Origin of the sequence: Streptomyces sp. NPDC008313 (assembly GCF_042956125.1) — a bacterium.
Lineage (GTDB): Bacteria > Actinomycetota > Actinomycetes > Streptomycetales > Streptomycetaceae > Streptomyces.
The window spans coordinates 346,483-369,897 of sequence record NZ_JBIBFR010000004.1 but is presented as its reverse complement, the minus strand read 5'-3'; the positions used below and the strand labels follow the sequence as shown (position 1 = coordinate 369,897).

Genomic DNA, 23,415 nt, shown 5'->3' with positions numbered 1-23,415 from the left:
AGCCGCTCGCGGCGCCGAGGACACGCGTCCGTCCCGCGGCGCCGAGGACGGGCATCCGTCCCACGGTGATGGGGCAAGTGCGCGTCCCGGCGGTCGCCCATTGATTTCACACCACAGTGAACTCTCTTGGTGTTGAATTCGTCAAGCTCCTCTGCGATGATTTCAACGCCCGGTGAGTTAAGTGTGGCTCGCCGCTGCCCGAGGAGGAATCGTGCAGTCCATCGGCATCATCGGAGTGGGCTCGTACCTGCCCGAGGCCATCATCAGCAACGCGGAGATCGGGTACGGCGCCGGCGTGACCGACGAGTGGATCGTCCGCAAGACCGGGATCCGCGAGCGACGCCGGGCCGCGCCCCACGAGGCCACCTCCGATCTGGCGGTCGTCGCGGCCCGGCGCGCGCTCGCCCGGGCGGGACTGACGGCGGACCAGCTCGCGTACGTGGTGGTCGCCACCTCGACCCCCGACCACCCGCAGCCCGCCACGGCCGCGCTGGTGCAGGACCGCATCGGGGCCCACCGCGCCGCCGCCTTCGACGTCAACGCCGTGTGCAGCGGCTTCGTCTACGCGCTCAAGACGGTGGAGAAGCTGCTGCGCGGCGCCGCCGACGACGAACCGCGCTACGGCCTCGTCATCGGCGCCGACATCTACTCCCGGATCATCGACTACAGCGACCGCAAGACCGCCGCCCTCTTCGGGGACGGCGCCGGCGCCACGGTCCTCGGGCCGGTCGCGCCCGGACTCGGCCTGGGGCGGATATCCCTGGTCTCGCGCGGCGACGCCCATCATCTGATCGAGGTCACCGCGGGAGGCAGCCGACGGCCGCCCTCGCCGGACACCGTGGCCCAGGGCGGGCACTACTTCCGGATGGACGGCAGGGGCGTGCGTGACTTCGTCACCCGCACCCTCCCGTACGAGATCGGCCAGGCGCTGCGCCGCGCCGGCGTACCGGCGGACGCCGTACGGCACTTCGTCCCGCACCAGGCCAACGGCATCATGCTCGCCGACATCTGGCCGGACCTCGGACTGCACCGCGCCGCCCTGCACCTCACGCTGGAGCGCTACGCCAACACCGGCGCCGCGTCCGTACCCGTCACCCTGGCCGAGATGGACCGCCAGGGCGCGGCGGACCCGGGCGAACTGGTCGTCCTGGCCGCGTTCGGCGGCGGGATGAGCCTCGGTATCGCGCTCCTGAACTGGTCGATGGGCGCCCGCGGTGACGCCGCGGCGGCCGGTGCGCACCTCAGGGCCGCCGAGGCGGACCACCCCGCCGAGGACACCACCCCCCATCTCCTCACGGCCGGCGACCGCGTCTCGCCGCTCGCGCCATGAGCGCCGACGGCACGACGGCCGGAACCACGACGCCGGAAGCCGTGCGGCCCCCCACCGCGCCTGCCGCGCCCACCGCGCCTGCCGCCCCCACCGCGCCCGCCGCCCCCACCCCCGAGCACGCGGAGCTCATCGAACAGGCCGAGGACGTCCGGGCCAAGGCCGCCCGGCTGCGGGCGCTGAAGGAGTCGGTGGAGCGCGGCGGTCCGGACGAGCGGGCGACCGCCGCCCAGCACGCCAAGGGCAAGCTGACGGCACGCGAACGCATCGCGCTGCTCCTCGACGAAGGGTCGTTCCACGAGGTGGAGCCCCTGCGCAGGCACCGCGCCACCGGGTTCGGGCTGGAGGACAAGCGGCCCCACACCGACGGCGTGATCACCGGCTGGGGCACCGTGCACGGGCGGACCGTGTTCGTCTACGCGCACGACTTCCGCATCTTCGGCGGGGCCCTCGGCGAGGCGCACGCGCAGAAGATCCACCGGATCATGGACCGGGCGATCGCGGCCGGCGCACCCCTCGTCTCGCTCAACGACGGGGCCGGTGCCCGGATCCAGGAGGGCGTCACCGCGCTCGCCGGATACGGCGGCATCTTCACCCGCAACGCCCGCGCCTCCGGGGTGATCCCGCAGATCAGCGTGATGCTCGGCCCGTGCGCCGGTGGCGCGGCCTACTCCCCGGCGCTGACGGACTTCGTCTTCATGGTCCGGGAGACCTCGCAGATGTTCATCACGGGCCCGGACGTCGTCCGCGCCGTCACCGGGGAGAACGTGACGCTGGGCGCGCTCGGCGGCGCCGACGTGCACGCCGAGGTGTCCGGGGTCGCGCACTTCGCGTACGACGACGAACAGAGCTGTCTGGAGGACGTGCGCTTCCTTCTCTCGATGCTGCCGCAGAACAACCGCGAGACGGCCCCGGCCGCGCCCGCCGAGGACCCCGTGGACCGCCGGTGCGAGGCCCTGCTCGACCTGGTCCCCGCCGGCGGGAACCGCCCGTACGACATGCGGCGGGTCATCGAGGAGATCGTGGACGACGGCGAGGTCCTGGAGATCCACGAGAGGTGGGCGGCCAACGTCGTCGTCGCGCTCGCCCGCCTCGGCGGACAGGTCGTCGGCATCGTCGCCAACCAGCCGCTCGTCCTCGCGGGCGTGCTGGACATCGACGCCTCGGAGAAGGCGGCCCGCTTCGTCCAGATGTGCGACGCCTTCAACATCCCGCTGGTCACCCTGGTCGACGTTCCCGGTTTCCTGCCCGGTGTGGGGCAGGAGCACAACGGCATCATCCGCCGCGGGGCGAAGCTGCTGTACGCGTACTGCAACGCCACCGTCCCCCGGATCTCGCTGATCCTGCGCAAGGCGTACGGAGGCGCCTACATCGTCATGGACTCCCGCTCCGTCGGCGCCGACCTGTCGTACGCCTGGCCCTCCAACGAGATCGCCGTGATGGGCGCCGAGGGCGCCGCCAACGTGATCTTCCGGCGCCGTATCCGGAGCGCGGACGACCCCGAGGCGACGCGCCGGCAGCTGGTCAAGGAGTACAAGGCAGAACTCATGCACCCGTACTACGCGGCCGAGCGCGGCCTCCTCGACGACGTCGTCGACCCCGCCGACACCCGCCGTGTCCTCGCCGAGGGCCTGCGCATGCTGCGCACCAAGCACGCCGACCTGGCCGCCCGCAAGCACGGCAACCCACCCCAGTGACATCCGGACCACGCATCCCGACACGTCGCTCGCACAAGCTGGTTGGAGGACGACCATGACCACAGCAGCCCAGGCTCCGCCCCTCGTCCGTGTCGTCAGGGGAGGTGACATCGCCGACGACGAACTGGCCGCGCTGACCGCCGTGCTGCTCTCCCGCGCCGCGGCGGCGCCGCCGCGGCCGGACACCGCCCCGGACACCGCGCCGGGCGAGGTCTCCGTCGTCCCCCTGTGGGAGAGGCCGGCCGCCGGCGTGCCCTACCGCTCACCGCTGAGCTGGCGCGGCTGAGACAGGCCGCCCCGGACCCGGCAGCCACGTGAACGCGAGGCGCCCGCCGTCACCGAAACCGGTGACGGCGGGCGCCTCGCGTCGTGGTCCGCTCATCCGGTGGCGGTCAGCACCGTACGTATCGACGGCGCGACCAGGTCGGCCAGCGCCCCGACCGGGAGTTCGCAGATGGGCCGCAGGCGCAGCAGATAGCGGGCGAACGCCACCCCGAGCAGCTGCGCGGCCAGCAGGCCGCTGCCGGCCGCCGCCCGCTCGGCGCCGAGCACGCCCGTGAGGCTGTGCGTGAACTGCTCGTGCAGGATGCGCCGCAGGCACTCCGCGGCCCGCTCGTTGGTCGCCGCCGACCGCAGCAGCAGCCGCAGCGATCCCTCGTGCGTGTCCTCCTCCCACGGCGCGAGGAAGCCGATGAGCAGGGCCCTGGGCAGCAGTTCGAGCGGGGTGCCGGTGAAGTCCGGCAGTCCCAGGTCGACGTCGAGGGCCGCGTCGAAGAGCCGTTCCTTGCTGCCGAAGTGGCGCATCACCATGGAGGGGTCGATCGACGCGGTGGCGGCGATGGCCCGGATCGTGGCCCGCTGGTAGCCGTCGGCCGCGAAGTGCAGCCGCGCGGCGAACAGGATGGCCTCACGCGTACGGCGCGACCGGTCCGTCCGCGCCGTCCGTCCCCCCGCCCGCTCCTCCGCGCCCGCACCGGCACCGGTGCCCGCACCGGCGCCCGTACGCTGCGACGGGACCCGTCCGGCCGCCGGCGTGGACCGCGACGGGTCCGTCAGACGCTGTTCCACGACGGCGGCTCCTCACTCCTCGGCTGCGTCGGCGCCGCACTCTCGGCTGCGTCGGCGCCGCTGTCCGGCCCGGTCAGCCTTGTTCGGCGGACGGCGCGGGCTGCTGCCCGGCCCCGGACTCGGCCTCGGATTCCATACCGGCCCCGGACTCGGTACCGGCCCCGGACTCCGAGCCCGTACCCGCTTGCGCACCGGGCGCCGAGGCACGCGACTCCCCGGCCCCCGGCTCCGTCACCGCCTCCACCCGGTCCTCGCGCCGAGCCGGAGCCGGGCCCTCGACCCCGCACCACCGGTGCAGCGCCGTCCGTACCCGCTCGTCGCGCCCGCCGGGATCGGCCTCGCCGTCCACCCAGGCCGCGTACCCGTCCGGACGGACCAACAGGACACCGACGCCCGCGAGTCCGGGGACGGCGCCACCGACCCGGACCGGACTGACCCGGGAGCCCCAGGCCTCCGTCAGCAGAGCCGCGCGGCCGTCGTCGCCGAGGTCCAGCAGGACGAACCTGCCGTCCCGCATCAGCTCGTACAGCCGCACCGGGGCGCCGTCGGCCCGGGGGAGGGTGAGGTCGGGCACGCGCTGTCCGGCGCGTATCCGGGGCCCGCCGAAGCCGCGCCGCCCGTACCCGGTGCGCAGGCCCGAGACGGACTCCCCGGCGAACTTGCGCACGCGGCGCCGCGAGAGCGCCTTCGCGAGCGCGGTACGGCGCAGGGACGTCAGCGCCGCCGAGGGGGTGGTGGCGAGCCGGGTCGCCCGGTCGGTGGCGCGCAGGATCCGCTCGGCCTGCGGCCGCCGCTCGCTCTCGTACGAGTCGAGCAGTCCCGGCGGCGCCCAGCCCTGCACCTCCGCGGCGAGCTTCCAGCCGAGGTTCACCGCGTCCTGGATGCCCAGGTTCAGGCCCTGGCCGCCGAGCGGCGAGTGCAGGTGCGCGGCGTCCCCGGCGAGCAGGACCCGGCCGGTGCGGTACTGGTCGGCGATGCGCTGGTGGATCTTGAAGCGGGCGAGCCACTTCGGATCGTGGGGCTGGGGATCGAACCCGAGGGCCTGGGTGAGGAGTTCGGCGAGCTCCTCCAGCGTCACGGGATCCCGCGTCCAGGGCCGGTCCCGGCGCGCCACCGCGAGACGGTACACGCCGTCGCCGTAGGGCACGGACACCATGATGCCGCCGTTGCCGGAGACCAGCAGCACGTCCTCCGGCGGCGGCTTGCGCAGCCGTACGTCGGCGAGGACCGGCGCGATCTCGTACGTACGGCCGCGGAAGGCGATGCCGGAGAGCTCGCGTACGGCGCTGTGGGCGCCGTCGCAGCCGACGACGAAGTCGGCGCTCTCCGCCCACTCGCCGGTCCCGGTGCGCACCTGGAGCGTGACGCCCGAGGCGTCCTGTTCCAGGCCGTAGACCTCCGCGTCGCGCTCGATGGTGACCCCGAGGTCCAGGGCCCGCTGCTGGAGCACCTCCTCGGTACGGCTCTGCGCGATGACGTTGAGGTACGGGAACCGGCTGTCCAGTTCGGCGAAGTCGACGACGGCGCCCCGCGCGGGCACCATCCGGCTGACCGGTCTGCCGAGCGCGACCAGCGCGTCGGCGTGACCGCGCAGGTCCAGCACCTCCATCGTCCTGCTGTACAGACCCATCGCCCGGGACTGCGAGGACGTCTTCAGACGGCGCTCGAGGACCGTGCAGGACACTCCCGCGGCGGCCAGTTCGCAGGCGAGGGCGAGGCCGGTCGGACCGGCCCCGACGACGATGACGGATTGCTCAGGAGCTGTGCCCACGTGATCCCCCTTGGATGTCGGGCAGTACGGCGTGCGCCGGCCGTGCCGGAGGTGCGGCCGGTACCGGCGGCTGTTCCTGTACGGGGCCCGGCACGGGCTCCTGTACGTGCTGCTTGCGAACGTGTTCCTCCCGTACGGGGCCCCGCACGGCCGCGGTGGCCGGGCGGCCGGCCCGGGCCGCCGCGAACCCCGCGCCCGCCACCAGGACGCCGAGCAGCAGCCAGCCGCCGGCGCCCTGGCGCACCACCAGGAAGGTGATGACCAGCGGCCCGTACGTGTTGCGCGCGGCGTTCCCCAGACCGAAGAACGCCAGATACACCTGGCGCCGGTCCTCCGGAGCCAGGTCGTAGGAGATGGCCCAGGCCCCTGCCTGCTGGTGCATCTCGGCGAACGCCTGGAAGGCGACCGCGCCGAGCACCAGGGCCACCGCCGCGGGCGCGGGCACCGTTCCCGAGACGGCGAGCGCGCCGCAGCACACGGCGAGCAGCAGGCCGCTGCGCCGCAGCGCCCGGCCGCCGTCCGCGGCGCTGACCGTGTCGCGGGTGGCCCGGACCTGGAAGAGGACGACGACGACCGTGTTGAGCACGAGAGTCCAGGCGATGACCGTCCGGGGGATGCCGTCGTGCGCGAGCACCCACAGCGGCACCCCGGCGGTCAGAACCGTCACATGAAGGCTCACCAGCGAGTTGAGCGTCGTCAGCACGGTGAACCGGCGGTCGCGGAAGACACTGAGCCGGCGCCGCAGGGGCAGCGGGCGCCCGCCGCCCTCGGACGGGCCGCCCACCGCCGGGCGCAGCCGCGCGACGAGGACGGCCGCGAGCAGGAAGGAGAGGGAGTCGGCGTACAGGACGAGCAGGTAGACGAGGTCGCTGTCGGGCAGCAGCGCCGCTCCGGCCGCCAGACCGCCAAGCGCCAGGCCCAGGTTCTGCAGCGACCGGGCGCGCCCCATGGCACGGACCCGCTGCTCCTTGCCGACGGCGGTCCCGAACAGCCCCTGGACCAGGGGGGAGGCACCGCGGTCGGCGACCGCGAGCAGCGAGACGACGCACAGGAACGGCACGAAGCCGGAGGCGAACGGATAGCACAGGAGCAGCGCGCCCCGGACGAGGTGGGCGGCGATCAGCATGCGCCGGGGGCCGACGCGGTCCGCGAGGATGCCGACGGGCACCAGGGACAGGAAGGACAGGGCACCGGCGACGGAGAGCCCGATGCCCACCTGTCCGCTGCCGAGGTCCAGGTACCGGGTGAAGAAGATGACCGACACGGCCATGTAGAGGCCGCTGCCGAGGGCGTCGACGAAGACGGCGACGAGCAGGGTGACCGCCCCGTCGGACAGCCGTCCCCGCCGCGCCGCGTCCGCTGCCTGTGTCATGCCGCCCCGTCCCGTGGGCCCAGTGGCCCGGTCGCCCGGTGCTTTGGTGGTTCAGTGGTCCGTGGCCGGTCAGTAGTAGTCGCGCATCAGGTCGTCCACCCAGCCCGGCTGGACGACCTCCTCGCGCGGGCCGAACTGCCGCAGGTACGGCTTGATGTCGAGCACGGGCGTGCCGTCCACGGCGTCGAGGCCCATGACGTGCAGGTCGAGGCCGTCGGTCCGCAGCAGCCGGCAGCGCGAGACACCGAGCCGGTTGGGGCGGTTCTTGCCGCGCTGCGCGAAGATCCCCGCCAGCGGCCACTCGGGGTTGTTGCGGGGGTGGCGCGCGCCCTGCTGCACCTTGTGCGGCGGGACGCGGTGGAAGCGGAAGACGACCTCGAGGTGGGAGAAGGAGTCGAGGGAGAGCAGCGCGTCCGGGCCGAACCGGCCGGCGTCGAGCCGGATGACGGAGGCGACGGGGCCCCAGTCGTCGTCGGTGATCTCCCGGCGCTCGTTGTGCACGTACGCGACCGGTACGACGTCGGTGATCGCCCCGGCCGCCGGGCCGCCCTCCGCCCCGCCCGCCGTGCCTGTCGTCGTCACCGTGCCCGCCTCCTGTGCCTCCTGCGGATCCCATACCTCGCCCCGTACGAGCAACTCGCCCGCGGGGGCGCGCTGGACCGCGAGGTAGATGTCCCCGGCGGGGACCCGCAACAGGTCCGCGAGCCGCTCCTGGAGCAGCCGCAGCAGCCGGCCGACCTGGCCGCGGCTGTAGCTCTCCTTGCACACGACGAGGCCGACGGGCGCGGTGGCGCCCTCGCGTCCGTTCCACTCGGGGCGGTGGAAGGAGCCGGGCTCCAGCCGCTGCCACCACAGCCAGCACTGGCCGCGGTCGAGTCCGAGCAGTGCCGTCACCTCGTCGGACAGCTTCTCCAGCGCCGCCGCGCCGGGGCTCGGGGCCGGTGAGAACAGCCTGATGACGGGCATGTCAGCGGCTCCCCGTGAGCGGCTTGACCCCGATCACCATGCACGTGCGTACGGGGATGAGGAACTCGTCGCCGTCCTGGCGGATGCCGAGCGCCTCCCGGTGCAGGGCGGGCGCCTCGGCGAGCCGGCGGCGGATGGCCTCCTCGGCCTCGGCGCCGGACGAGGCGATCTCGCACCACCGCCTGACCGGCACCCCGGTGCGGCTCTCGGACTGGGAGCCCCGGGCCACCGGGACGTTCAGCCCGGCGTCCAGCAGGAAGCGCGTCCACTCGGTGAGGGTGTAGCTGCGCCGGTGCGTCGGGTCGTGCAGCATCTCCAGCTCGTGGTTGAGGCCGTCGATCTCGGGGTCGTCGTGCCCTTCGAGGTCGATGACGGCGAGCCGCCCGCCGGGGCGCAGCAGCCGTGCCATCTCGGCCACCGCGTTGGGCATGTCACGGAAGTGGTGCGGGGCGAGGCGGGAGACGACGAGGTCGAACGACGCGTCGGGGAAGGGGAGTTCCTCGGCGTAGGCCTCGGCGGTCTCCACCTCGGCGCCGCGTTCGGCGGCGAGCTTGCGGAAGGACGCCAGCATGTTGGGCGCGGGGTCCACCCCGACCAGCCGGGCGGGCCCCTCGGCGGCGAACGACAGGGCCAGGTGGCCGGCCCCGCAGGCCACGTCGCAGATGGCGCTGCCCGTCTGCGGACCCAGCGTCTCGTGCAGGGCCTCCATCGTGGGGCTGGAGCGGTGCACCTCGCTGGTCGCGAAGTTCTCGGCGATCTTGTCGAATCGCTGACTGGAGAGCATCTCGTACGCTGCCTTCTGCTAGGTCCTGGGTCTGCCGACGGTGCGGTACAGGGTGGAGCGTCAGCCGGTGCCGCCCACCAGGGCGGTGAGGGCGGGGACCGGGTCCGCGCGGGGGACGGAGCCGGGGCCGCAGGGCTGGAGGGTGTGGCCGAGCCCTTCCAGCACGTGCACGCCGACCTCGAAGGAGCGCCGCCCGATCAGCCGGCTCGCCGACCAGTCGCCGTACATGCCGGGGTCGAACACCGCCGGCGGCAGGGAGTCGTCGTCCGCGTCCGCGACGTAGCCGACGAGGTCGAGGCTGCCGTAGACCAGGTCGAGCGAGGTGAAGCGGGAGGTGAGGAAGGAGTCCTCCTCGACGACGGTGCCGACCAGGACCACCCGGTCGGCCCGGCGCGGGGTGCCGCCCTCCAGCAGCCGAAGCAGCGCCTGCCCGCCCAGTGAGAAGCCGAGGAGGGTGAGCGGTCCCCGCATCATGTGGCCGTGCGCGTAGAGCAGTTGGGAGAGCCGGTCGGCGCGGGCGCGCTGGTCGGCGGCGGTGGAGGGCGTCCGGGGGTCGCGGGCGGGCATGTCGCACTGCAGGACCTGGGCGCCGTCGGCGACCAGACGCCGGGTGAGCGCGTCCAGCAACCGGTCGTCGCGTCCGTCGCCGTCCACCGCCGACACGCTTCCGGGGCCCGCGAGCAGGACCGTCGCGTGCGCCGGGCCCGCCGGGAACGACCGCATCGTGCGGTAGGCCGCGCCGGCCGGGTCCCTGCGCCACTGGATGCGCCGATGTGTGATCACGAGGTCACCTGCGGCAGACGGCCTCGGCGAACCCGCCGACGCGCTGGTGGAAGTAGACGCTGATGATCTCCTCGTGCAGTGCCTCGCCGTCCAGGGTGGGTATCACGCTCTCCGGCGCGCCCGGTACGGGCTCCACGAGTCCGCGGGCCATGAGGTCGGCGAAGACGGAGGCGAACGGCTCGTCGAGGAACAGCTCCACGCCGAACCGGCGGCGGAAGCGTGCCGCGTCGATGGGCTGGTTCGCCTTGAACGCGAAGCCGAGGACCATGCCGATGGCCTCGTGGCCGGTCAGGCGGCGCCCGGGAGCGAGCGGCAGACCCGGCCCGTCCTTCAGGCGGCGCGCGTAGCCGGAGATGTCGGCGACGTTGTGGGTCTGGACCACGGTGTCCCCGTCGCCGGTGAGCCAGCCGTAGGCGCCGGGACCGTAGGCGATCATCGAGTCGTGGCGCTGCCACTTGTTGCGGGAGACGCGGGGGATGTTGCCGTCCGGGTAGACCCCGGGCCGGTTCCACCAGCCGCACGGGCTCGGGTGGTAGCCGCCGTCGAGCAGCAGTTCCACGATGGCCTCGCGCATCGCGTAGGTGTCGCCGAGCGTGGGGAAGAGGTCCTGCTCGCGCAGCCGGCTCTTGACGCTCTCCACGTTCCACAGGGCGCGGTTGCCGATGCCCATCTTGGCGCGGTCCGCGTTGCGCAGCCGGTAGATGGTGATGGTGGGCACGTCGAGGTCGATCAGCCGCCGGATGTCGTCGGCGACCTTGGCGGTGGTCTGGTGCGGCAGCCCGAACATCATGTCGACGTTGTACGGCCGGCCGGTGGATCGGAGTTTCTCGATGGCCCGCACCGACATGGCGGCGTCGTGGCCGCGCCCGGCGAAGGCGTTGACCTCGCTCTGCAGGGACTGGACGCCGACGCTGAAGCGGTTGAAGCCGATCGCCCCGGCCTCGGCCAGCTCGTCCTGCTGGAAGTTGTCCGGGTTGCCCTCCAGGCTGATCTCGCAGTCGTCGGAGAGCGTGTAATGAGCGCGTACGTGGTCGAGCAGCCGCGCCAGTTGCTCGGTGCCGAGCAGGGAGGCGGTGCCGCCGCCGAGGTAGACGGACTCGATCACCGCGCCGGACAGCCAGGGGGCGTGGGCGAGAGAGCGCGTGGACTCGTCGAGCAGCAGGTCGGTCCAGATGCGCGGGGCGGCGTCGCCCTCGGGGCCGTCGGGGACCTTGCGCTTGACGTAGTTGCAGAAGTGGCAGACGTACTTGCACAGCGGGACGTGGAAGTAGAGGTGCGCGGGCCGTCCGGCGCCCGGGTGGTGACGCAGGGCGTACGCGACCTCCGAAGGCGACAGCGTCTCACCGTAGTTGGCCGTCACGTTGATGTTGTACTCGTCCTGGCCGATGTTCAGCGCGGGGTTCTCCCGGAGCAGCCGCGCGAGTCCTGTGCCGGGGCGCAGCGCGGTGCTGCCGGCCGAAACAGCCGTCTTGCTCATCGCGACCTCGTCTCCGTGAAGCCTTCTGTGCGGGCGGCGTTGGACAGGGATTCCCTCGGTCGCCCGGCCGGGGCCGGGGCGGGGGAGGTTCGGGTGGTGCTCGGTGGAGCGGCCCCTCCCGGCCCGCCCCTCAACGGGCCGGGAAAGGTGGTCCACCGCTGTGCCGTCGGTCCGTGAGGACGTGACGAGGTCCCCTCAGACCTCGACCTCGATGACCGTGGGCTCCGTGATGTTGGTGCTCTCCACCAGCGTCTCGGCGGGCGCGGTGGCGTTGGCGGCGCCGACGGCGCTCAGGGTCACGCCCTCCTGCCCCGGCTCCAGGTGGATGCGGATGATTTTCTTCTCTTCGGGCATGCCGGTGTTCCCTTCGGTTCGGGCGGAGCCGGTGGCGCCGCCGCGGACGGGGACCCGCTCACGTCGTCGGGAGCGGGAGCTTGGTGGGGCCCGGCTGACCGGCGGGCCGCGGGGGCCGCGGCGTCAGCGTCAGGCGTACGTTGTTCTGCTTGCGGGCCCTCCAGTAGCGGCCGGCGCGCAGCGTGAACTCCTGGAGGTACTCGGTGGCGCCGCAGCCCTTCGGGTCGCCCGTGATGTTCCGGGCCAGCGGCGGGCAGCGGAACTGGCACCAGATGTCCTCCTGGGCCACCGGGCACGGCCCGCACACGGAGTGGTCGCTGAAGCGGATGTCGCGGAACTCGTCGAAGCCGTTCTCCCAGATGTCCGCGAACGACCGCCCGGTGATGTTCCCGGCCCGGTAGAGCTGTCCCGACATGCAGTTGCTGCACGGGTAGACGTCGCCGCGGCTGTTGACGTAGACGACCGAGCGGCCACACTTCTCCTGGCCGACGGCGCGTTCGAGGCGCTGGCAGAACTGGATGGTGTCGACGCCGCGGATCTCGTCCGCCGCACGCCGGTGCGCGGGCCCCGAGGGAGCTTCGGGCCCGGCGTCCGGACCGGCCGGCTCCAGGTCGGGTTCGGTGGAGTAGCGGTCCATGCAGCGCCGGTAGACCTCGAAGACCTCGTCCACGTCCTCCGGGCGCAGCAGCATGTCCGGGTGGAGCAGCGCGCGGCCCACCGGGTGGGTCTCCAGCCACTGGGGCCTCGGGTAGCCGCGTTCGGCGCACCACTCGAAGATCTCCTCCGCGTCCTGGATGTTGTCGCGGTGGACGGAGATCGCGGTGCGGAACACGTGCCCGTGGGCGCGCATCATCTCGAAGGCGCGCTCCAGCTTGGGGAAGTCCATCTTCCCGCGGACGGTGCGCTCGGGGTCGGCGGTGTCGAAGCTGATGAAGAAGGACTGGCCGGGCGGGATCGCCGCCAGCCGTTCCTCGGTGACGAGCAGGCCGTTGGTGAAGATCTGCGTGCTGAACGGCTTGGTGCGGGCGTACCGGATGATCTCGACCGCGTCCCGGTGGGAGAAGATCTCACCGCCCGTCAGGAACACCTGGAGCACGCCCATGTCGGCGAAGTCGTCGAGGAGTTCCTTGATGCGCGGGGTGGACATCTCGTCAGGCCGCTTCAGCGCGGAGTCCGCGTAGCAGTGCCTGCAGCGCAGGTTGCAGAGGTTCGTGGTCTCCACGAAGGCGATGGCGGGGGCGGGCAGATGGAACCGGTCCAGCGTCACGAGGGGGTCGCTGAGCGCGTGGGTCATCAACTCCTCGGAGGACACGGCCCGTCCGGAGTTGTGCTGCCGGATGAGCTCGCGCGCCGAGGCGGCCAGGAACTCGACGTGCCCGTTGGGCAGCAGCGCGACGAGCCCGCCTTCGTTCACCTGGAAGGGGATCTTCTGCACGAGCCCTGCCTCTCCTGGTCACCGGACGGCGGAACAACAAAGTCAACATGCGTTGAACTCATGTTGCGGTGAACTCTACGAAGGATGAATAAGCTTGGCAAGGGGTGGGAGCGCGGCCTTGTCCGGGCAACGGGCGTTCCGCGCGCCTGTGGTGCTCCCGGCCGCCCCGGTGACACGCTGGGCGTATGAACATCCCTTTCCTGGGCAACTGGCACAAGAAGCGCGGCCCCGCCTCGGGTGTCGCGGTGTTCTCCGCGAGTGGCGGCGGCTCCGCGGGCGAGAGAGGCTCCGCGGGTGGCAGAGGTTCCGCGGGCGATGAGTCAGCAGGCGACGGCGTCTCGGGAAGCCTGGCCGGCCTGCTCTCCGAGTGCGAGCTGCTGCGCTCCCAGGCCTACGAGGCCGGTGTCGAACTCGACGACTCGGCGGCCTCGTTGGAGGCGCTCGACCAGTTGCTGCCGCGCTGGCGCGACGACGAGGAGAGGCTCGACTGGCTGGGCAACGACGCCGGTCTCTATCTCGGCACGGTCATCGTGCGCACGGTCCCCGGCGCCATGTGGCTGCTGTGGCCGGGCGGGCAGCCCGTGGTGAGGCTGTCGTCGGGGCGCGAGGTCGACGTCGTCGCCTACGGCCACGACTGGGCCGCCAGCGGCGCTCCGGGGCTCACCCAGCTGTACGCGGAGGCCTCCGAGGTCTGACCTGGGGATAGATGCGTTAAATACGGCTTATGCCCGAAAGGTGCGTGTCGTTCTCCAGGGCCCCCGCCGGCTCGGTAGTTTGCGACACCCGCGACACAGCCGAGAGTGGGTAGAGCTGGGAATGGCCGTCGATCCGCAGATCGAACAGCACGACTTGAACGGGTACTACGGACGCCGCCGGGGGTGGCCGGGCCCGGCCCCTGACCGAGGGGGTCACGGGCCGGGGGAGCGGATGACTCACTGAGCCGGTCCCGCCCGGCGGCAGCCGGAGATCACTTCTCGCGCAGGGGCACCGACACGTACGACGGGTCATGCTCCGGCGAGGAGAAGGTCAGCTGCGCGCCGGGCGGGTTGTGCTCGATGTAGAGCGGGTCGACCGTGTCGACGACCAGGGCGAGACGGTGCCCTGCCGGTACGTCGTAGGCCGTGGAGAACAGTTCCAGGTCGACGCCGAACGGCTTGCCGGGCGTCCGCCCGTGGAAGGTGTACGGCGCGTGGCTGACCAGCTTGCCGAGGCCGAGCGGGCCCACGTCGTAGAGGTAGGCGACGAGGGTTCCGCTCTCCTCGGTTCCGGTGACCGTGGTGTGCAGCGTCGTCGTCCCGCGCACGTGCTGGGCGCTCCCGTACTTCTCGGAGCGCCAGACGGCCGCCCAGCGGCGCGGCAGCAGCGGGATCGACGCCGTCGGGGGCAGCTGCGCCAGCTGGTCGAGAATGCTGGAGAGGAAGATGACGCCGCCGTCCGCGCCGGAGTCGACGTTCGTGTGGATCGTGGTCGTGCCCGCCAGGGCGATCTTCCTCCGGGTGGCGCCGACCGACTTCCAGTCCGGATAGCCCTCGTAGCCGCCGGTGGAGCGGGACTTGATCCGCACCGGCTGCTCCCGGTCGACGCCGTTGTCCTCGCCCTTCAGGTAGTGGTCGAACCAGCGCTCCGCGTCCGTCCAGACGTCGTTGGGGAGCCCGAGCAGACCGGTGGCCTCGGCCGTCGCATGGTCACCGGGCCGGAACTCCAGGCGCTTGGGGCCGGTCAACCGCTCGTAGAACCTGGCGTACTGGTTGGGCGGGAAGATGCTGTCGCCCCAGGCGTTGCCCAGCATGACCGCGGCGCCGTTCGCGTTGATCCGGTCGACCGCATAGGCGGCGGAACGCTTCTTCCCCCAGGCGATCATCTCCGGCTCCTTGGACAGGTCGGAGGCCAGGAAGTCCTTGAGCGTCCGCTGGAGTTCGGCGCTGGGGCGGCCGGTGAGGTAGCCGGTGCCGCCCAGCATCGCGGCGGCCTGGAGGTGCTGGGTGCGGCCGGAGTAGATCGAGTCGATGAGGTCGGCCCAGCCGCTGAGGGCCGCGACCGCCTTGATCCGCTTGTCGTGCGCGGCGGCGAGAAGACTGATGCCCGCTCCGTAGGAGACACCGGCCATGCCGATCCGGTCGGCGTCGGCGGGGGTGTGGGCGAGGGCCCAGTCGATCACCCGGGACGCGTCGGCCGTGTCCGGCGGTCCCGCCACCTCTATCTCACCGCCCGACTGCCAGAAACCGCGGGAGTTGTAACTGACCACCACGTAGCCGGAGTCGGCGAGCTTGTGGGCCTGTGCCAGGTACTCGATCTGCGTCATGGCCCAGCTGGTCGGCAGCACGATGAGGGGGTAGCCGCGGGTGCCGTCGGCGTCGGCGGGGGTGACCACGTTGGCCTTGAGCACCGTGCCGCCGTCCCCGGTGATGTCGACGAAACGGACTGTGCCGGTTCGGGCCGCCGCCTGGGCCGTGGGGGCGAGGCCGAGGGCCGTGCCGGCGATCAGGGCCGCCGAGACGGCCCCGGCGGTGGTGGTGCGCAGGGCCTTGCGCGAGAGTCCCACGGGTTGCTCCTCACTCGTCTCCATCCAAAGTGACCAGACGGTAACCTCGGCGGCTTACTGCGGGTAACCCGTGAGTAAGTTACGTGCGAGTAACGATTGTTCATATGTGTACTTTCCGTGTGCGCGGCTCCCCGGAACGTGCTCTTCCGCTCCTGCGCTACGAGGCTCGGTGGGAGCACCTGGCGGAGGCCGCCGGCGCCGGGGCCTGTGCGGCCCGGGTGACGTCCGCGACCAGTTCGACCACATCGGGGCCGTACGCCTGGGAGTTGACGACCTTCAGCAGCAGCACGAAGGAGTTGCCGCCGTACTTGCGGGCCAGCCGCGTGTGGTGACGGGCGAGGTAGCGGGTCGCGGCCTGGTTGGTGATCGCACGCTGGCCGCAGAAGAGGAAGACGGGCCTCGCCTCGCGCCCCAGGTCCCCCGTGAGCCGTGCGAGGACCACGTACTCCTCCCGGCCCGCCTCCAGCCGGTACAGCTCGCCGCCGATCCGCAGAGCGCCCCGGTCCGGCCCCGGCTCGGGGTCCGTGTTCACCTGTATGCCGGGCAGCAGGGAGTGCAGATGCGCGGCCATCCGGCGGTTCGACGCCGGCCCGCCGACGCAGAACTCCGTGCGCTCGCCGAAGCCCTGCCGGGCCGCGTCGTGCGGGACGACCTGGGCGTGCGCGCCGCAGTCCTTGATCAGCGCGGAGAGTTCCAGCAGCGCGAACACGTCGTGCCGCATCACCGTCAGCTCCGGGCCTCCGGCCTCCCTGTTGACCACGAGCAGCGACTCGGAGTTGTCCGGCAGCCCGAAGAAGGCCTGCTTGCGGCGGAGCTTGCGCTTCCACAGATACGTCCGGGCGAGCCAGCCCAGCGTGGCGCTGATGCCCGCCGCTATCAGTCCCAGGACGATGTTGCGCACGTCGTCAGTCATGGGCGCGCATGCTAGCGCCCGCGCGCGATCCGGTTCGAGGCACCCTGACGCGGTCATGGTGATGCGGTTACGCTGCGCGGACGGCTGTTGACTGGAGGTACGGATGCGTCGCAACCATGCGCGGAATCTGGCGGTCCTGGCGGTGACCGCCGCTGTCGTGTCGGTCGGGGCCTCGGCGCCCCCGTCCCCGGGCGCGGTCACGTCCGCCCCCGGCGCGGCGGCGCCCGCGAAGGTGCCGGTCGCCGTCGGCTACGGCGGCGCGGTCGCCAGCGTCGACGCGGACGCCTCGGCCGCCGGCATCGAGGTGCTGCGCAAGGGCGGCAACGCGGTCGACGCCGCCGTCGCCACCGCGGCGGCCCTCGGCGTCACCGAGCCCTACTCGGCGGGCGTCGGCGGAGGCGGCTACTTCGTCTACTACGACGCGAAGTCCCGTACCGTGCGCACGATCGACGGACGCGAGACGGCGCCTCTGAGCGCCGGCCCGGACCTCTTTCTGGAGGACGGGAAACCGCTCCCCTTCGCGGACGCCGTCACCAGCGGGCTGGGCGTCGGCACCCCCGGCACCCCCGCCACCTGGCAGACCGCCCTGGACCGGTGGGGCAGCGAGCGGCTCGGCACGGTGCTGAAGCCCGCCGAGCGGCTGGCCCGCCACGGCTTCACCGTCGACGCCACGTTCCGCTCCCAGACGGAGGCCAACCAGGAGCGGTTCGCGGACTTCCCGGCCACCGCGGAGCTGTTCCTGCCGGGCGGCTCGCTCCCGGTGGTCGGCTCCACCCTCAAGAACCCCGACCTCGCCCGCACCTACGAGCAGCTGGGACGCGAGGGCACCGACGCGATCTACCACGGGCCCATCGGCCGGGAGATCGTCGACACCGTGAACGAGCCGCCCGTGGCCGCCGGCTCGGACCGCGTGGTGCGTCCCGGCAGGCTGTCCCGCGCGGACCTCGCGGCGTACGAGGCGAAACGGCAGGCGCCGACGAAGACCTCGTACCGCGGTCTGGACGTGTACACCATCGCGCCCTCGTCGTCCGGCGGCACCACCGTCGGCGAGGCCCTCAACATTCTGGAGCGGACCGACCTGTCGAAGGCGAGCGAGGCGCGCTACCTGCACCGCTACATCGAGGCCTCCCGGATCGCGTTCGCCGACCGGGCGCGCTGGGTGGGCGACCCCGCCTTCGAGGACGTACCGACCCGGCAGCTGGTCTCGCAGAAGTACGCCGACTCGCGCGCGTGCCTGATCCGTGACGACGCGGTGCTCACCAGCCCGCTGGCGCCGGGGGACCCCCGGCACCCGGCGAAGTGCGGGACGGCCGGCCGGGCGGCCCCGACCACCTACGAGGGTGAGAACACCACGCACCTGACGGTCGCCGACAAGTGGGGCAACGTCGTCGCGTACACCCTGACCATCGAGCAGACCGGCGGCAGCGGCATCACCGTGCCGGGGCGCGGGTTCCTGCTCAACAACGAGCTGACGGACTTCTCGTTCACGCCCGCGAGCCCCGGCGTGCACGACCCGAACCTGCCGGGTCCCGGCAAGCGGCCGCGCTCCTCCATCTCGCCGACCATCGTCCTGGACCGGCACGGCCGGCCCGTGGTGGCGCTCGGCTCGCCGGGCGGCGCGACCATCATCACCACCGTGCTCCAGACCCTGACGGGCTTCCTCGACCGGGGTCTGCCCCTGGTCGACGCCATCGCCGCGCCCCGCGCCAGCCAGCGCAACCAGACGACGACGGAGCTCGAACCGGCCCTGTGGGACAGCCCGCTGCGCGCGCGCCTGGAGTCCCTCGGCCACGCCTTCCGGCTGAACCCGGAGATCGGCGCGGCGACCGGCGTCCAGCGGCTGCCCGGCGGCAAGTGGCTCGCCGCGGCCGAGAAGGTGCGCCGGGGCGGCGGCTCGGCGCGGGTGGTGCGCCCGGCGTCCTGAGGTACGGGGCGGCCGTGCGCCGGCCCGCGGGGCACTCCGGTGCGGACGTCGGTGTGCCCCGCGCGGGGGCAGGGGTCAGCGGGCCGTCAGGATGCGCGGCCCCGCGTCGGTGATCGCCACCGTGTGCTCGGCGTGGGCGGCGCGCGAGCCGTCGTCCGTGCACAGCGTCCAGCCGTCCGGCGCCGGGTGGTAGCCGTCCTTGCCGCTGCCGATCAGCATGGGCTCGATGGCCAGCACCATGCCGTGCCGCAGCGGCATGCCCCGGCCCGGTCGCCCCTCGTTCGGCACGCCCGGGTCCTCGTGCATACGGCGGCCGATGCCATGGCCGCCGAAGCCGTCCGGGATGCCGTAGCCCGCGGTGCGGCACACCGTGCCGATCGCGTGCGCGATGTCGCCGATGCGGTTGCCGACCACGGCCGCCCCGATGCCCGCGGCCAGCGCGCGCTCGGCGGTCTCGACGAGCCGGGTGTCCTCCGCGCGCGCCTCGCCCACCACGAAGCTGATGGCCGAGTCGCCGACCCAGCCGTTCAGTTCGGCGCCGAAGTCGGCGGAGACCAGGTCGCCGTCGCGCAGCCGGTAGCCGGTCGGGATGCCGTGCACGATCGCTTCGTTCACGGACACGCACAGGACGGCCGGGAAGGGGGTGGGCGCGAAGGCCGGGCGGTAGCCGAGGAACGGCGATGTCGCGCCGGCCCCGCGCAGCACCTCGTGCGCGACCTCGTCGAGCTCCAGCAGGCTCACCCCCACGTCCGCGGCCTCCCGCACCGCCGTCAGCGCCCGGCCCACCACCTGCCCGGCCTCGTACATCTTGTCCATCGACGCGTCCGTCTTCAGTTCCACCATGCCAATTACTATACCGGTCGCCGCCTATTCATATACCGCTCGCCGGTATTAGACTGGCTGCCATGGTGCGCACCCCCCTGACCCCCGAAGAGCGTGAACGCGGCGAGCGGCTCGGGCGGTTGCTCCGCACGGCCCGGGGCGGCCGCACCATGGCCGAGGTCGCCGTGAGCGCGGGCGTGTCCGCCGAGACGCTCCGCAAGATCGAGACGGGCCGCGCCCCGACCCCCGCGTTCTTCACGGTGGCGGCGCTCGCGCGGGTGCTGGGCCTGTCCATGGACGAGCTCGCGGGGCTCTGCGCGATGACCCCGGCGTGAGAGCCCGCCCCCGCCTGTCCTGAGGCTCCCGCCAGGCGCTCCGCCTGTCACCCACAGGGGTGTGAAACATGATCGACTCAGCGGGTTGACGACGATGGTCTTGGCAAGGCCGCCCCGGAGGCTTACGTTCGTGCCTCTACGGCCTGTGTCTACGGGCGTAGAGGCTCTCTGACGTCCCGTCGAAGGAGCAGCTCATGGCCCACGTCGTACGCGCCGCCCTGGTCCAGGCCACCTGGACCGGCGACACCGCCTCCATGGTCGCCAAGCACGAGGAGCACGCCCGCGAGGCGGCCCGGCAGGGCGCCCAGGTCATCGGATTCCAGGAAGTCTTCAACGCCCCGTACTTCTGCCAGGTCCAGGAGCCCGAGCACTACCGCTGGGCCGAGCCCGTGCCGGACGGACCCACGGTCACCCGGATGCGCGAGCTCGCCCGCGAGACCGGCATGGTCGTCGTCGTGCCCGTCTTCGAGATCGAGAAGTCCGGCTTCTACTACAACACCGCCGCCGTGATCGACGCCGACGGCAGCTACCTCGGCAAGTACCGCAAGCACCACATCCCGCAGGTCAAGGGGTTCTGGGAGAAGTACTACTTCAAGCCCGGCAACCTCGGCTGGCCCGTCTTCGACACGGCGGTCGGCAAGGTCGGCGTCTACATCTGCTACGACCGGCACTTCCCGGAGGGCTGGCGCCAGCTCGGGCTCAACGGCGCCCAGCTCGTCTACAACCCCTCCGCCACCCACCGCGGGCTCTCCTCCCACCTGTGGCAGCTGGAGCAGCCCGCCGCCGCCGTCGCCAACGAGTACTTCGTCGCCGCCATCAACCGCGTCGGCGTCGAGGAGTACGGCGACAACGACTTCTACGGCACGTCGTACTTCGTCGACCCGCGTGGCCGGTTCGTCGGCGACACGGCGAGCGACAAGACCGAGGAACTCGTCGTCCGCGACCTCGACTTCGACCTGATCGAGGACGTACGGCAGCAGTGGGCGTTCTACCGCGACCGCCGCCCCGACGCGTACGAGGGGCTGGTGCGGCCGTGAGCGACCTGTACGCCCGCCACCGCGCCGTCATGCCCGACTGGCTCGCGCTCTACTACGCCGACCCGGTCGAGATCACCCACGGCGAGGGCCGTCACGTCTGGGACGCCGACGGCAACAAGTACCTCGACTTCTTCGGCGGCATCCTCACCACCATGACCGCGCACGCCCTGCCCGAGGTCACCAAGGCGGTGAGCGAACAGGCCGGCCGGATCATCCACTCCTCCACTCTCTACCTCAACCGGCCGATGGTCGAACTCGCCGAACGCATCGCCCACGTGTCCGGCATCCCCGACGCCCGCGTCTTCTTCACCACCTCGGGCACCGAGGCCAACGACACGGCCCTGCTGCTCGCCACCGCCCACCGCGGCGGCAACCAGATCCTGGCGATGCGCAACAGCTACCACGGCCGTTCCTTCAGCGCCGTCGGCATCACCGGCAACAAGGGCTGGTCACCGACCTCGCTCTCGCCCCTGCAGACCCAGTACGTGCACGGCGGCGTCCGCACCCGCGGCCCGTACGCCCATCTCGGCGACGCCGACTTCGTGGCCGCCTGCGTCGCCGACCTCGAGGACCTGCTCGGCCACGTCCGCACCCCCGCGGCCCTCATCGCCGAGCCGATCCAGGGGGTCGGCGGCTTCACCGCGCCCCCGGACGGCCTGTACGCCGCCTTCCGCGACGTCCTGCACCCGCGCGGGATCCTGTGGATCGCCGACGAGGTGCAGACGGGCTGGGGGAGGACCGGCGAGCACTTCTGGGGCTGGCAGGCGCACGCCGCCTCGGGCCCGCCCGACATGCTCACCTTCGCCAAGGGCATCGGCAACGGCATGTCCGTCGGCGGCGTGGTCGCCCGCGCCGACATCATGAACTGCCTCGACGCCAACTCCATCTCGACCTTCGGCGGTTCGCCGGTCACCATGGCCGCGGGTCTCGCCAACCTCACCTACCTCCTCGAACACGACCTCCAGGGCAACGCCCGGCGCGTCGGCGGCCTGCTCATCGAGCGGCTGCGGGCCGCCGCCGCGCAGCTCCCCGGCGTACGGGAGGTCCGCGGCCGGGGACTGATGATCGGCGTCGAACTCGTCAGGCCGGGGACCGACGAGGCCGACGCCGACGCCGCCGCGGCCGTCCTCGAAGCGGCCCGCCGCGAGGGCCTGCTGATCGGCAAGGGCGGCGGCCACGACACCAGCGTCCTGCGCGTCGCCCCGCCCCTGACCCTCACCGTCGCCGAGGCGGAGGAGGGCGCCGCGATCCTGGAGCGCGCGCTGCGGAGCGTCCGGTAGCGACCCGAGCGGGCGCCGGGCCCTCCCGTCCCGGCGCCGCCCCCGGCATCGCCTGCCACCCCGGCACACCCGCACCGGAAGGAGAGCGAGCATGAGCCGTACCGTCATCCGCGGCGGCCTCGTCGTCACCGCGTCCGACGAGACACACGCCGACGTCCTGATCGAGGACGGCAGGATCGCCGCGCTCGCGGCGACGGGCACCCCGGCCGCCGAGGCGTGGACGGCCGCCCGGACCATCGACGCGACGGGCAAGTACGTCATCCCGGGCGGCGTCGACCCGCACACGCACATGGAGATGCCGTTCGGCGGCACCTACGCCGCCGACACCTTCGAGACCGGCACCCGGGCCGCGGCCTGGGGCGGCACCACCACCATCGTCGACTTCGCGATCCAGAGCGTCGGGCACACCCTGCGCGAGGGTCTGGACGCGTGGAACGCCAAGGCCGACGGCCGCTGCGCCGTCGACTACGGCTTCCACATGATCGTCTCCGACGTGAACGACGAGACGCTCAAGGAGATGGACCTGCTCGTCGAGGAGGGCGTGACCTCCTTCAAGCAGTTCATGGCCTACCCGGGGGTGTTCTACTCCGACGACGGCCAGATCCTGCGCGCCATGCAGCGCGCCGCCGGCAACGGCGGACTGATCATGATGCACGCCGAGAACGGCATCGCGATCGACGTCCTGGTCGAGCAGGCGCTGGCCCGCGGCGAGACCGACCCCCGCTACCACGGCGAGGTCCGCAAGGCCCTGCTGGAGGCCGAGGCCACGCACCGGGCGATCCGGCTCGCCCAGGTCGCCGGGGCCCCGCTCTACGTCGTGCACGTCTCCGCGCGGGAGGCGGTCGCCGAGCTGGTCAGGGCGCGCGACGACGGGCTGAACGTCTTCGGCGAGACCTGCCCGCAGTATCTGTTCCTGTCCACCGACAACCTCGCCGAGCCCGGCTTCGAGGGCGCCAAGTACGTGTGTTCCACCCCGCTGAGGCCCAGGGAGCACCAGGCGGCCCTGTGGCGGGGACTGCGCACGAACGACCTCCAGGTCGTCTCCACCGACCACTGCCCCTTCTGCTTCAGCGGACAGAAGGAACTGGGCCGCGGCGACTTCTCGAAGATCCCCAACGGCATGCCCGGCGTCGAGAACCGCATGGACCTGCTCCACCAGGCCGTCGTCGAGGGCCGCATCTCGCGCCGCCGCTGGATCGAGATCGCCTGCGCCACCCCGGCCCGGATGTTCGGCCTGTACCCGAAGAAGGGCACCATCGCGCCGGGCGCGGACGCCGACGTCGTCATCTACGACCCGCACGCCGAGCAGGTCATCTCCGCCGAGACCCACCACATGAACGTCGACTACTCGGCGTACGAGGGCCGGCGCGTCACCGGGCGGGTGGAGACCGTGCTCTCGCGCGGCGAAGCCGTCATCACCGACCGGGAGTTCACCGGACGCGCCGGACACGGCGTCTACACACCGCGCTCCACCTGTCAGTACCTCCTCTGAGCACCTTCTCCGAGCACCTTCTCTGAGCGACCCAGG

Annotated in this window: 21 protein-coding genes; 9 read left to right on the top strand and 12 right to left on the bottom strand. The window is 72.4% G+C overall.

The window, feature by feature from the left end; genetic code table 11:
• Positions 1-211: 211 nt before the first annotated feature.
• Genes ACFY93_RS08215 through ACFY93_RS08205 form a run of 3 tightly spaced genes read left to right on the top strand, consistent with a single transcriptional unit; the run spans position 212 to position 3,310 of the window.
• Complete coding sequence (locus tag ACFY93_RS08215; protein ID WP_391354707.1) at positions 212-1,330, top strand: beta-ketoacyl-ACP synthase 3; 1,119 nt, start codon at positions 212-214, stop codon at positions 1,328-1,330.
• Positions 1,327-3,024 (top strand): carboxyl transferase domain-containing protein, encoded by a 1,698-nt coding sequence (locus ACFY93_RS08210; RefSeq protein WP_391354704.1) that lies wholly within the window; start codon positions 1,327-1,329, stop codon positions 3,022-3,024. The genes ACFY93_RS08215 and ACFY93_RS08210 overlap by 4 nt, the downstream gene beginning before the upstream one ends.
• Before the next feature lie 55 nt (positions 3,025-3,079).
• The gene (locus ACFY93_RS08205; RefSeq protein WP_391354702.1) at positions 3,080-3,310 is read left to right on the top strand and encodes an acyl-CoA carboxylase epsilon subunit; all 231 of its coding nucleotides are present in this window, start codon (positions 3,080-3,082) and stop codon (positions 3,308-3,310) included.
• 92 nt (positions 3,311-3,402) lie between these two features.
• Here ACFY93_RS08205 and ACFY93_RS08200 read toward each other — a convergent pair whose 3' ends face one another.
• The 9 genes from ACFY93_RS08200 to ACFY93_RS08160 form a co-directional block, all read right to left on the bottom strand.
• Entirely contained in the window at positions 3,403-4,092 is a 690-nt protein-coding gene (locus ACFY93_RS08200; RefSeq protein ID WP_391354700.1) for a TetR family transcriptional regulator, read from the bottom strand.
• A gap of 73 nt (positions 4,093-4,165) precedes the next feature.
• Complete coding sequence (locus ACFY93_RS08195; protein ID WP_391354699.1) at positions 4,166-5,863, bottom strand: FAD-dependent oxidoreductase; 1,698 nt, start codon at positions 5,861-5,863, stop codon at positions 4,166-4,168.
• Positions 5,847-7,235: an MFS transporter gene (locus ACFY93_RS08190; protein WP_391354696.1), complete on the bottom strand. Its 1,389-nt coding sequence runs from the start codon at positions 7,233-7,235 to the stop codon at positions 5,847-5,849. Before ACFY93_RS08190 ends, ACFY93_RS08195 begins: the two co-directional genes overlap by 17 nt.
• A gap of 69 nt (positions 7,236-7,304) precedes the next feature.
• Positions 7,305-8,201, bottom strand: coding sequence for a TrmO family methyltransferase (locus ACFY93_RS08185; protein ID WP_391354693.1), 897 nt, complete (start codon positions 8,199-8,201; stop codon positions 7,305-7,307).
• A gap of 1 nt (position 8,202) precedes the next feature.
• Entirely contained in the window at positions 8,203-8,985 is a 783-nt protein-coding gene (locus ACFY93_RS08180; RefSeq protein WP_391354690.1) for a methyltransferase domain-containing protein, read from the bottom strand.
• A 60-nt stretch (positions 8,986-9,045) separates the two neighbouring features.
• Positions 9,046-9,768, bottom strand: a complete 723-nt coding sequence (locus ACFY93_RS08175; protein ID WP_391354688.1) for a hypothetical protein — start codon at positions 9,766-9,768, stop codon at positions 9,046-9,048.
• A gap of 4 nt (positions 9,769-9,772) precedes the next feature.
• Positions 9,773-11,245: a radical SAM protein gene (locus tag ACFY93_RS08170; protein WP_391354686.1), complete on the bottom strand. Its 1,473-nt coding sequence runs from the start codon at positions 11,243-11,245 to the stop codon at positions 9,773-9,775.
• 195 nt (positions 11,246-11,440) lie between these two features.
• Entirely contained in the window at positions 11,441-11,599 is a 159-nt protein-coding gene (locus ACFY93_RS08165; protein ID WP_391354683.1) for a hypothetical protein, read from the bottom strand.
• Positions 11,600-11,657: 58 nt separating this feature from the next.
• Complete coding sequence (locus ACFY93_RS08160; RefSeq protein ID WP_391354680.1) at positions 11,658-13,034, bottom strand: radical SAM protein; 1,377 nt, start codon at positions 13,032-13,034, stop codon at positions 11,658-11,660.
• Between the two features lie 185 nt (positions 13,035-13,219).
• Between ACFY93_RS08160 and ACFY93_RS08155 the strand changes: the two genes are divergently transcribed.
• A complete protein-coding gene (locus tag ACFY93_RS08155) occupies positions 13,220-13,729 on the top strand; it encodes a DUF6278 family protein (RefSeq protein ID WP_391354677.1) in 510 nt (169 codons plus the stop codon).
• A gap of 272 nt (positions 13,730-14,001) precedes the next feature.
• Here the strand turns inward: ACFY93_RS08155 and ACFY93_RS08150 are convergent, their stop codons facing one another.
• A complete protein-coding gene (locus tag ACFY93_RS08150; protein ID WP_391354674.1) occupies positions 14,002-15,576 on the bottom strand; it encodes an alpha/beta fold hydrolase in 1,575 nt (524 codons plus the stop codon).
• Between the two features lie 157 nt (positions 15,577-15,733).
• Positions 15,734-16,489, bottom strand: a complete 756-nt coding sequence (locus ACFY93_RS08145; RefSeq protein WP_391354671.1) for a hypothetical protein — start codon at positions 16,487-16,489, stop codon at positions 15,734-15,736.
• Between the two features lie 103 nt (positions 16,490-16,592).
• On the opposite strand from ACFY93_RS08145, the gene ggt reads away from it, so the two are divergent.
• Positions 16,593-18,413, top strand: coding sequence for a gamma-glutamyltransferase (gene ggt, locus ACFY93_RS08140; RefSeq protein ID WP_391354669.1), 1,821 nt, complete (start codon positions 16,593-16,595; stop codon positions 18,411-18,413).
• Between the two features lie 75 nt (positions 18,414-18,488).
• On the opposite strand, the gene map is transcribed toward ggt, so the two are convergent.
• On the bottom strand, positions 18,489-19,256 hold the full coding sequence (map, locus tag ACFY93_RS08135; RefSeq protein ID WP_391354668.1) for a type I methionyl aminopeptidase: 768 nt from the start codon (positions 19,254-19,256) through the stop codon (positions 18,489-18,491).
• A gap of 62 nt (positions 19,257-19,318) precedes the next feature.
• Here map and ACFY93_RS08130 point away from each other — a divergent pair, with 62 nt between their 5' ends.
• From ACFY93_RS08130 to hydA, 4 genes are all read left to right on the top strand, one after another.
• A complete protein-coding gene (locus ACFY93_RS08130) occupies positions 19,319-19,570 on the top strand; it encodes a helix-turn-helix domain-containing protein (protein WP_391354667.1) in 252 nt (83 codons plus the stop codon).
• 194 nt (positions 19,571-19,764) lie between these two features.
• Positions 19,765-20,607, top strand: coding sequence for a nitrilase-related carbon-nitrogen hydrolase (locus ACFY93_RS08125; RefSeq protein ID WP_391354664.1), 843 nt, complete (start codon positions 19,765-19,767; stop codon positions 20,605-20,607).
• Between the two features lie 29 nt (positions 20,608-20,636).
• Positions 20,637-21,887, top strand: a complete 1,251-nt coding sequence (locus ACFY93_RS08120; protein WP_391354819.1) for an aminotransferase class III-fold pyridoxal phosphate-dependent enzyme — start codon at positions 20,637-20,639, stop codon at positions 21,885-21,887.
• 91 nt (positions 21,888-21,978) lie between these two features.
• Positions 21,979-23,379 (top strand): dihydropyrimidinase, encoded by a 1,401-nt coding sequence (hydA, locus tag ACFY93_RS08115; protein WP_391354662.1) that lies wholly within the window; start codon positions 21,979-21,981, stop codon positions 23,377-23,379.
• Positions 23,380-23,415 lie beyond the last annotated feature (36 nt).

What these genes read in the sequence shown, in the direction of transcription:
- ACFY93_RS08210 (WP_391354704.1), top strand. Translation starts at nt 1,327, where the DNA reads ATGAGCGCCGACGGCACGACGGCCGGAACCACGACGCCGGAAGCCGTG.
- ACFY93_RS08205 (WP_391354702.1), top strand. Translation starts at nt 3,080, where the DNA reads ATGACCACAGCAGCCCAGGCTCCGCCCCTCGTCCGTGTCGTCAGGGGA.
- ACFY93_RS08190 (WP_391354696.1), bottom strand. Translation starts at nt 7,235, where the DNA reads ATGACACAGGCAGCGGACGCGGCGCGGCGGGGACGGCTGTCCGACGGG.
- ACFY93_RS08185 (WP_391354693.1), bottom strand. Translation starts at nt 8,201, where the DNA reads ATGCCCGTCATCAGGCTGTTCTCACCGGCCCCGAGCCCCGGCGCGGCG.
- ACFY93_RS08180 (WP_391354690.1), bottom strand. Translation starts at nt 8,985, where the DNA reads ATGCTCTCCAGTCAGCGATTCGACAAGATCGCCGAGAACTTCGCGACC.
- ACFY93_RS08170 (WP_391354686.1), bottom strand. Translation starts at nt 11,245, where the DNA reads ATGAGCAAGACGGCTGTTTCGGCCGGCAGCACCGCGCTGCGCCCCGGC.
- ACFY93_RS08165 (WP_391354683.1), bottom strand. Translation starts at nt 11,599, where the DNA reads ATGCCCGAAGAGAAGAAAATCATCCGCATCCACCTGGAGCCGGGGCAG.
- ACFY93_RS08155 (WP_391354677.1), top strand. Translation starts at nt 13,220, where the DNA reads ATGAACATCCCTTTCCTGGGCAACTGGCACAAGAAGCGCGGCCCCGCC.
- ACFY93_RS08145 (WP_391354671.1), bottom strand. Translation starts at nt 16,489, where the DNA reads ATGACTGACGACGTGCGCAACATCGTCCTGGGACTGATAGCGGCGGGC.
- ggt (WP_391354669.1), top strand. Translation starts at nt 16,593, where the DNA reads ATGCGTCGCAACCATGCGCGGAATCTGGCGGTCCTGGCGGTGACCGCC.
- map (WP_391354668.1), bottom strand. Translation starts at nt 19,256, where the DNA reads ATGGTGGAACTGAAGACGGACGCGTCGATGGACAAGATGTACGAGGCC.
- ACFY93_RS08130 (WP_391354667.1), top strand. Translation starts at nt 19,319, where the DNA reads ATGGTGCGCACCCCCCTGACCCCCGAAGAGCGTGAACGCGGCGAGCGG.
- ACFY93_RS08125 (WP_391354664.1), top strand. Translation starts at nt 19,765, where the DNA reads ATGGCCCACGTCGTACGCGCCGCCCTGGTCCAGGCCACCTGGACCGGC.
- ACFY93_RS08120 (WP_391354819.1), top strand. Translation starts at nt 20,637, where the DNA reads ATGCCCGACTGGCTCGCGCTCTACTACGCCGACCCGGTCGAGATCACC.
- hydA (WP_391354662.1), top strand. Translation starts at nt 21,979, where the DNA reads ATGAGCCGTACCGTCATCCGCGGCGGCCTCGTCGTCACCGCGTCCGAC.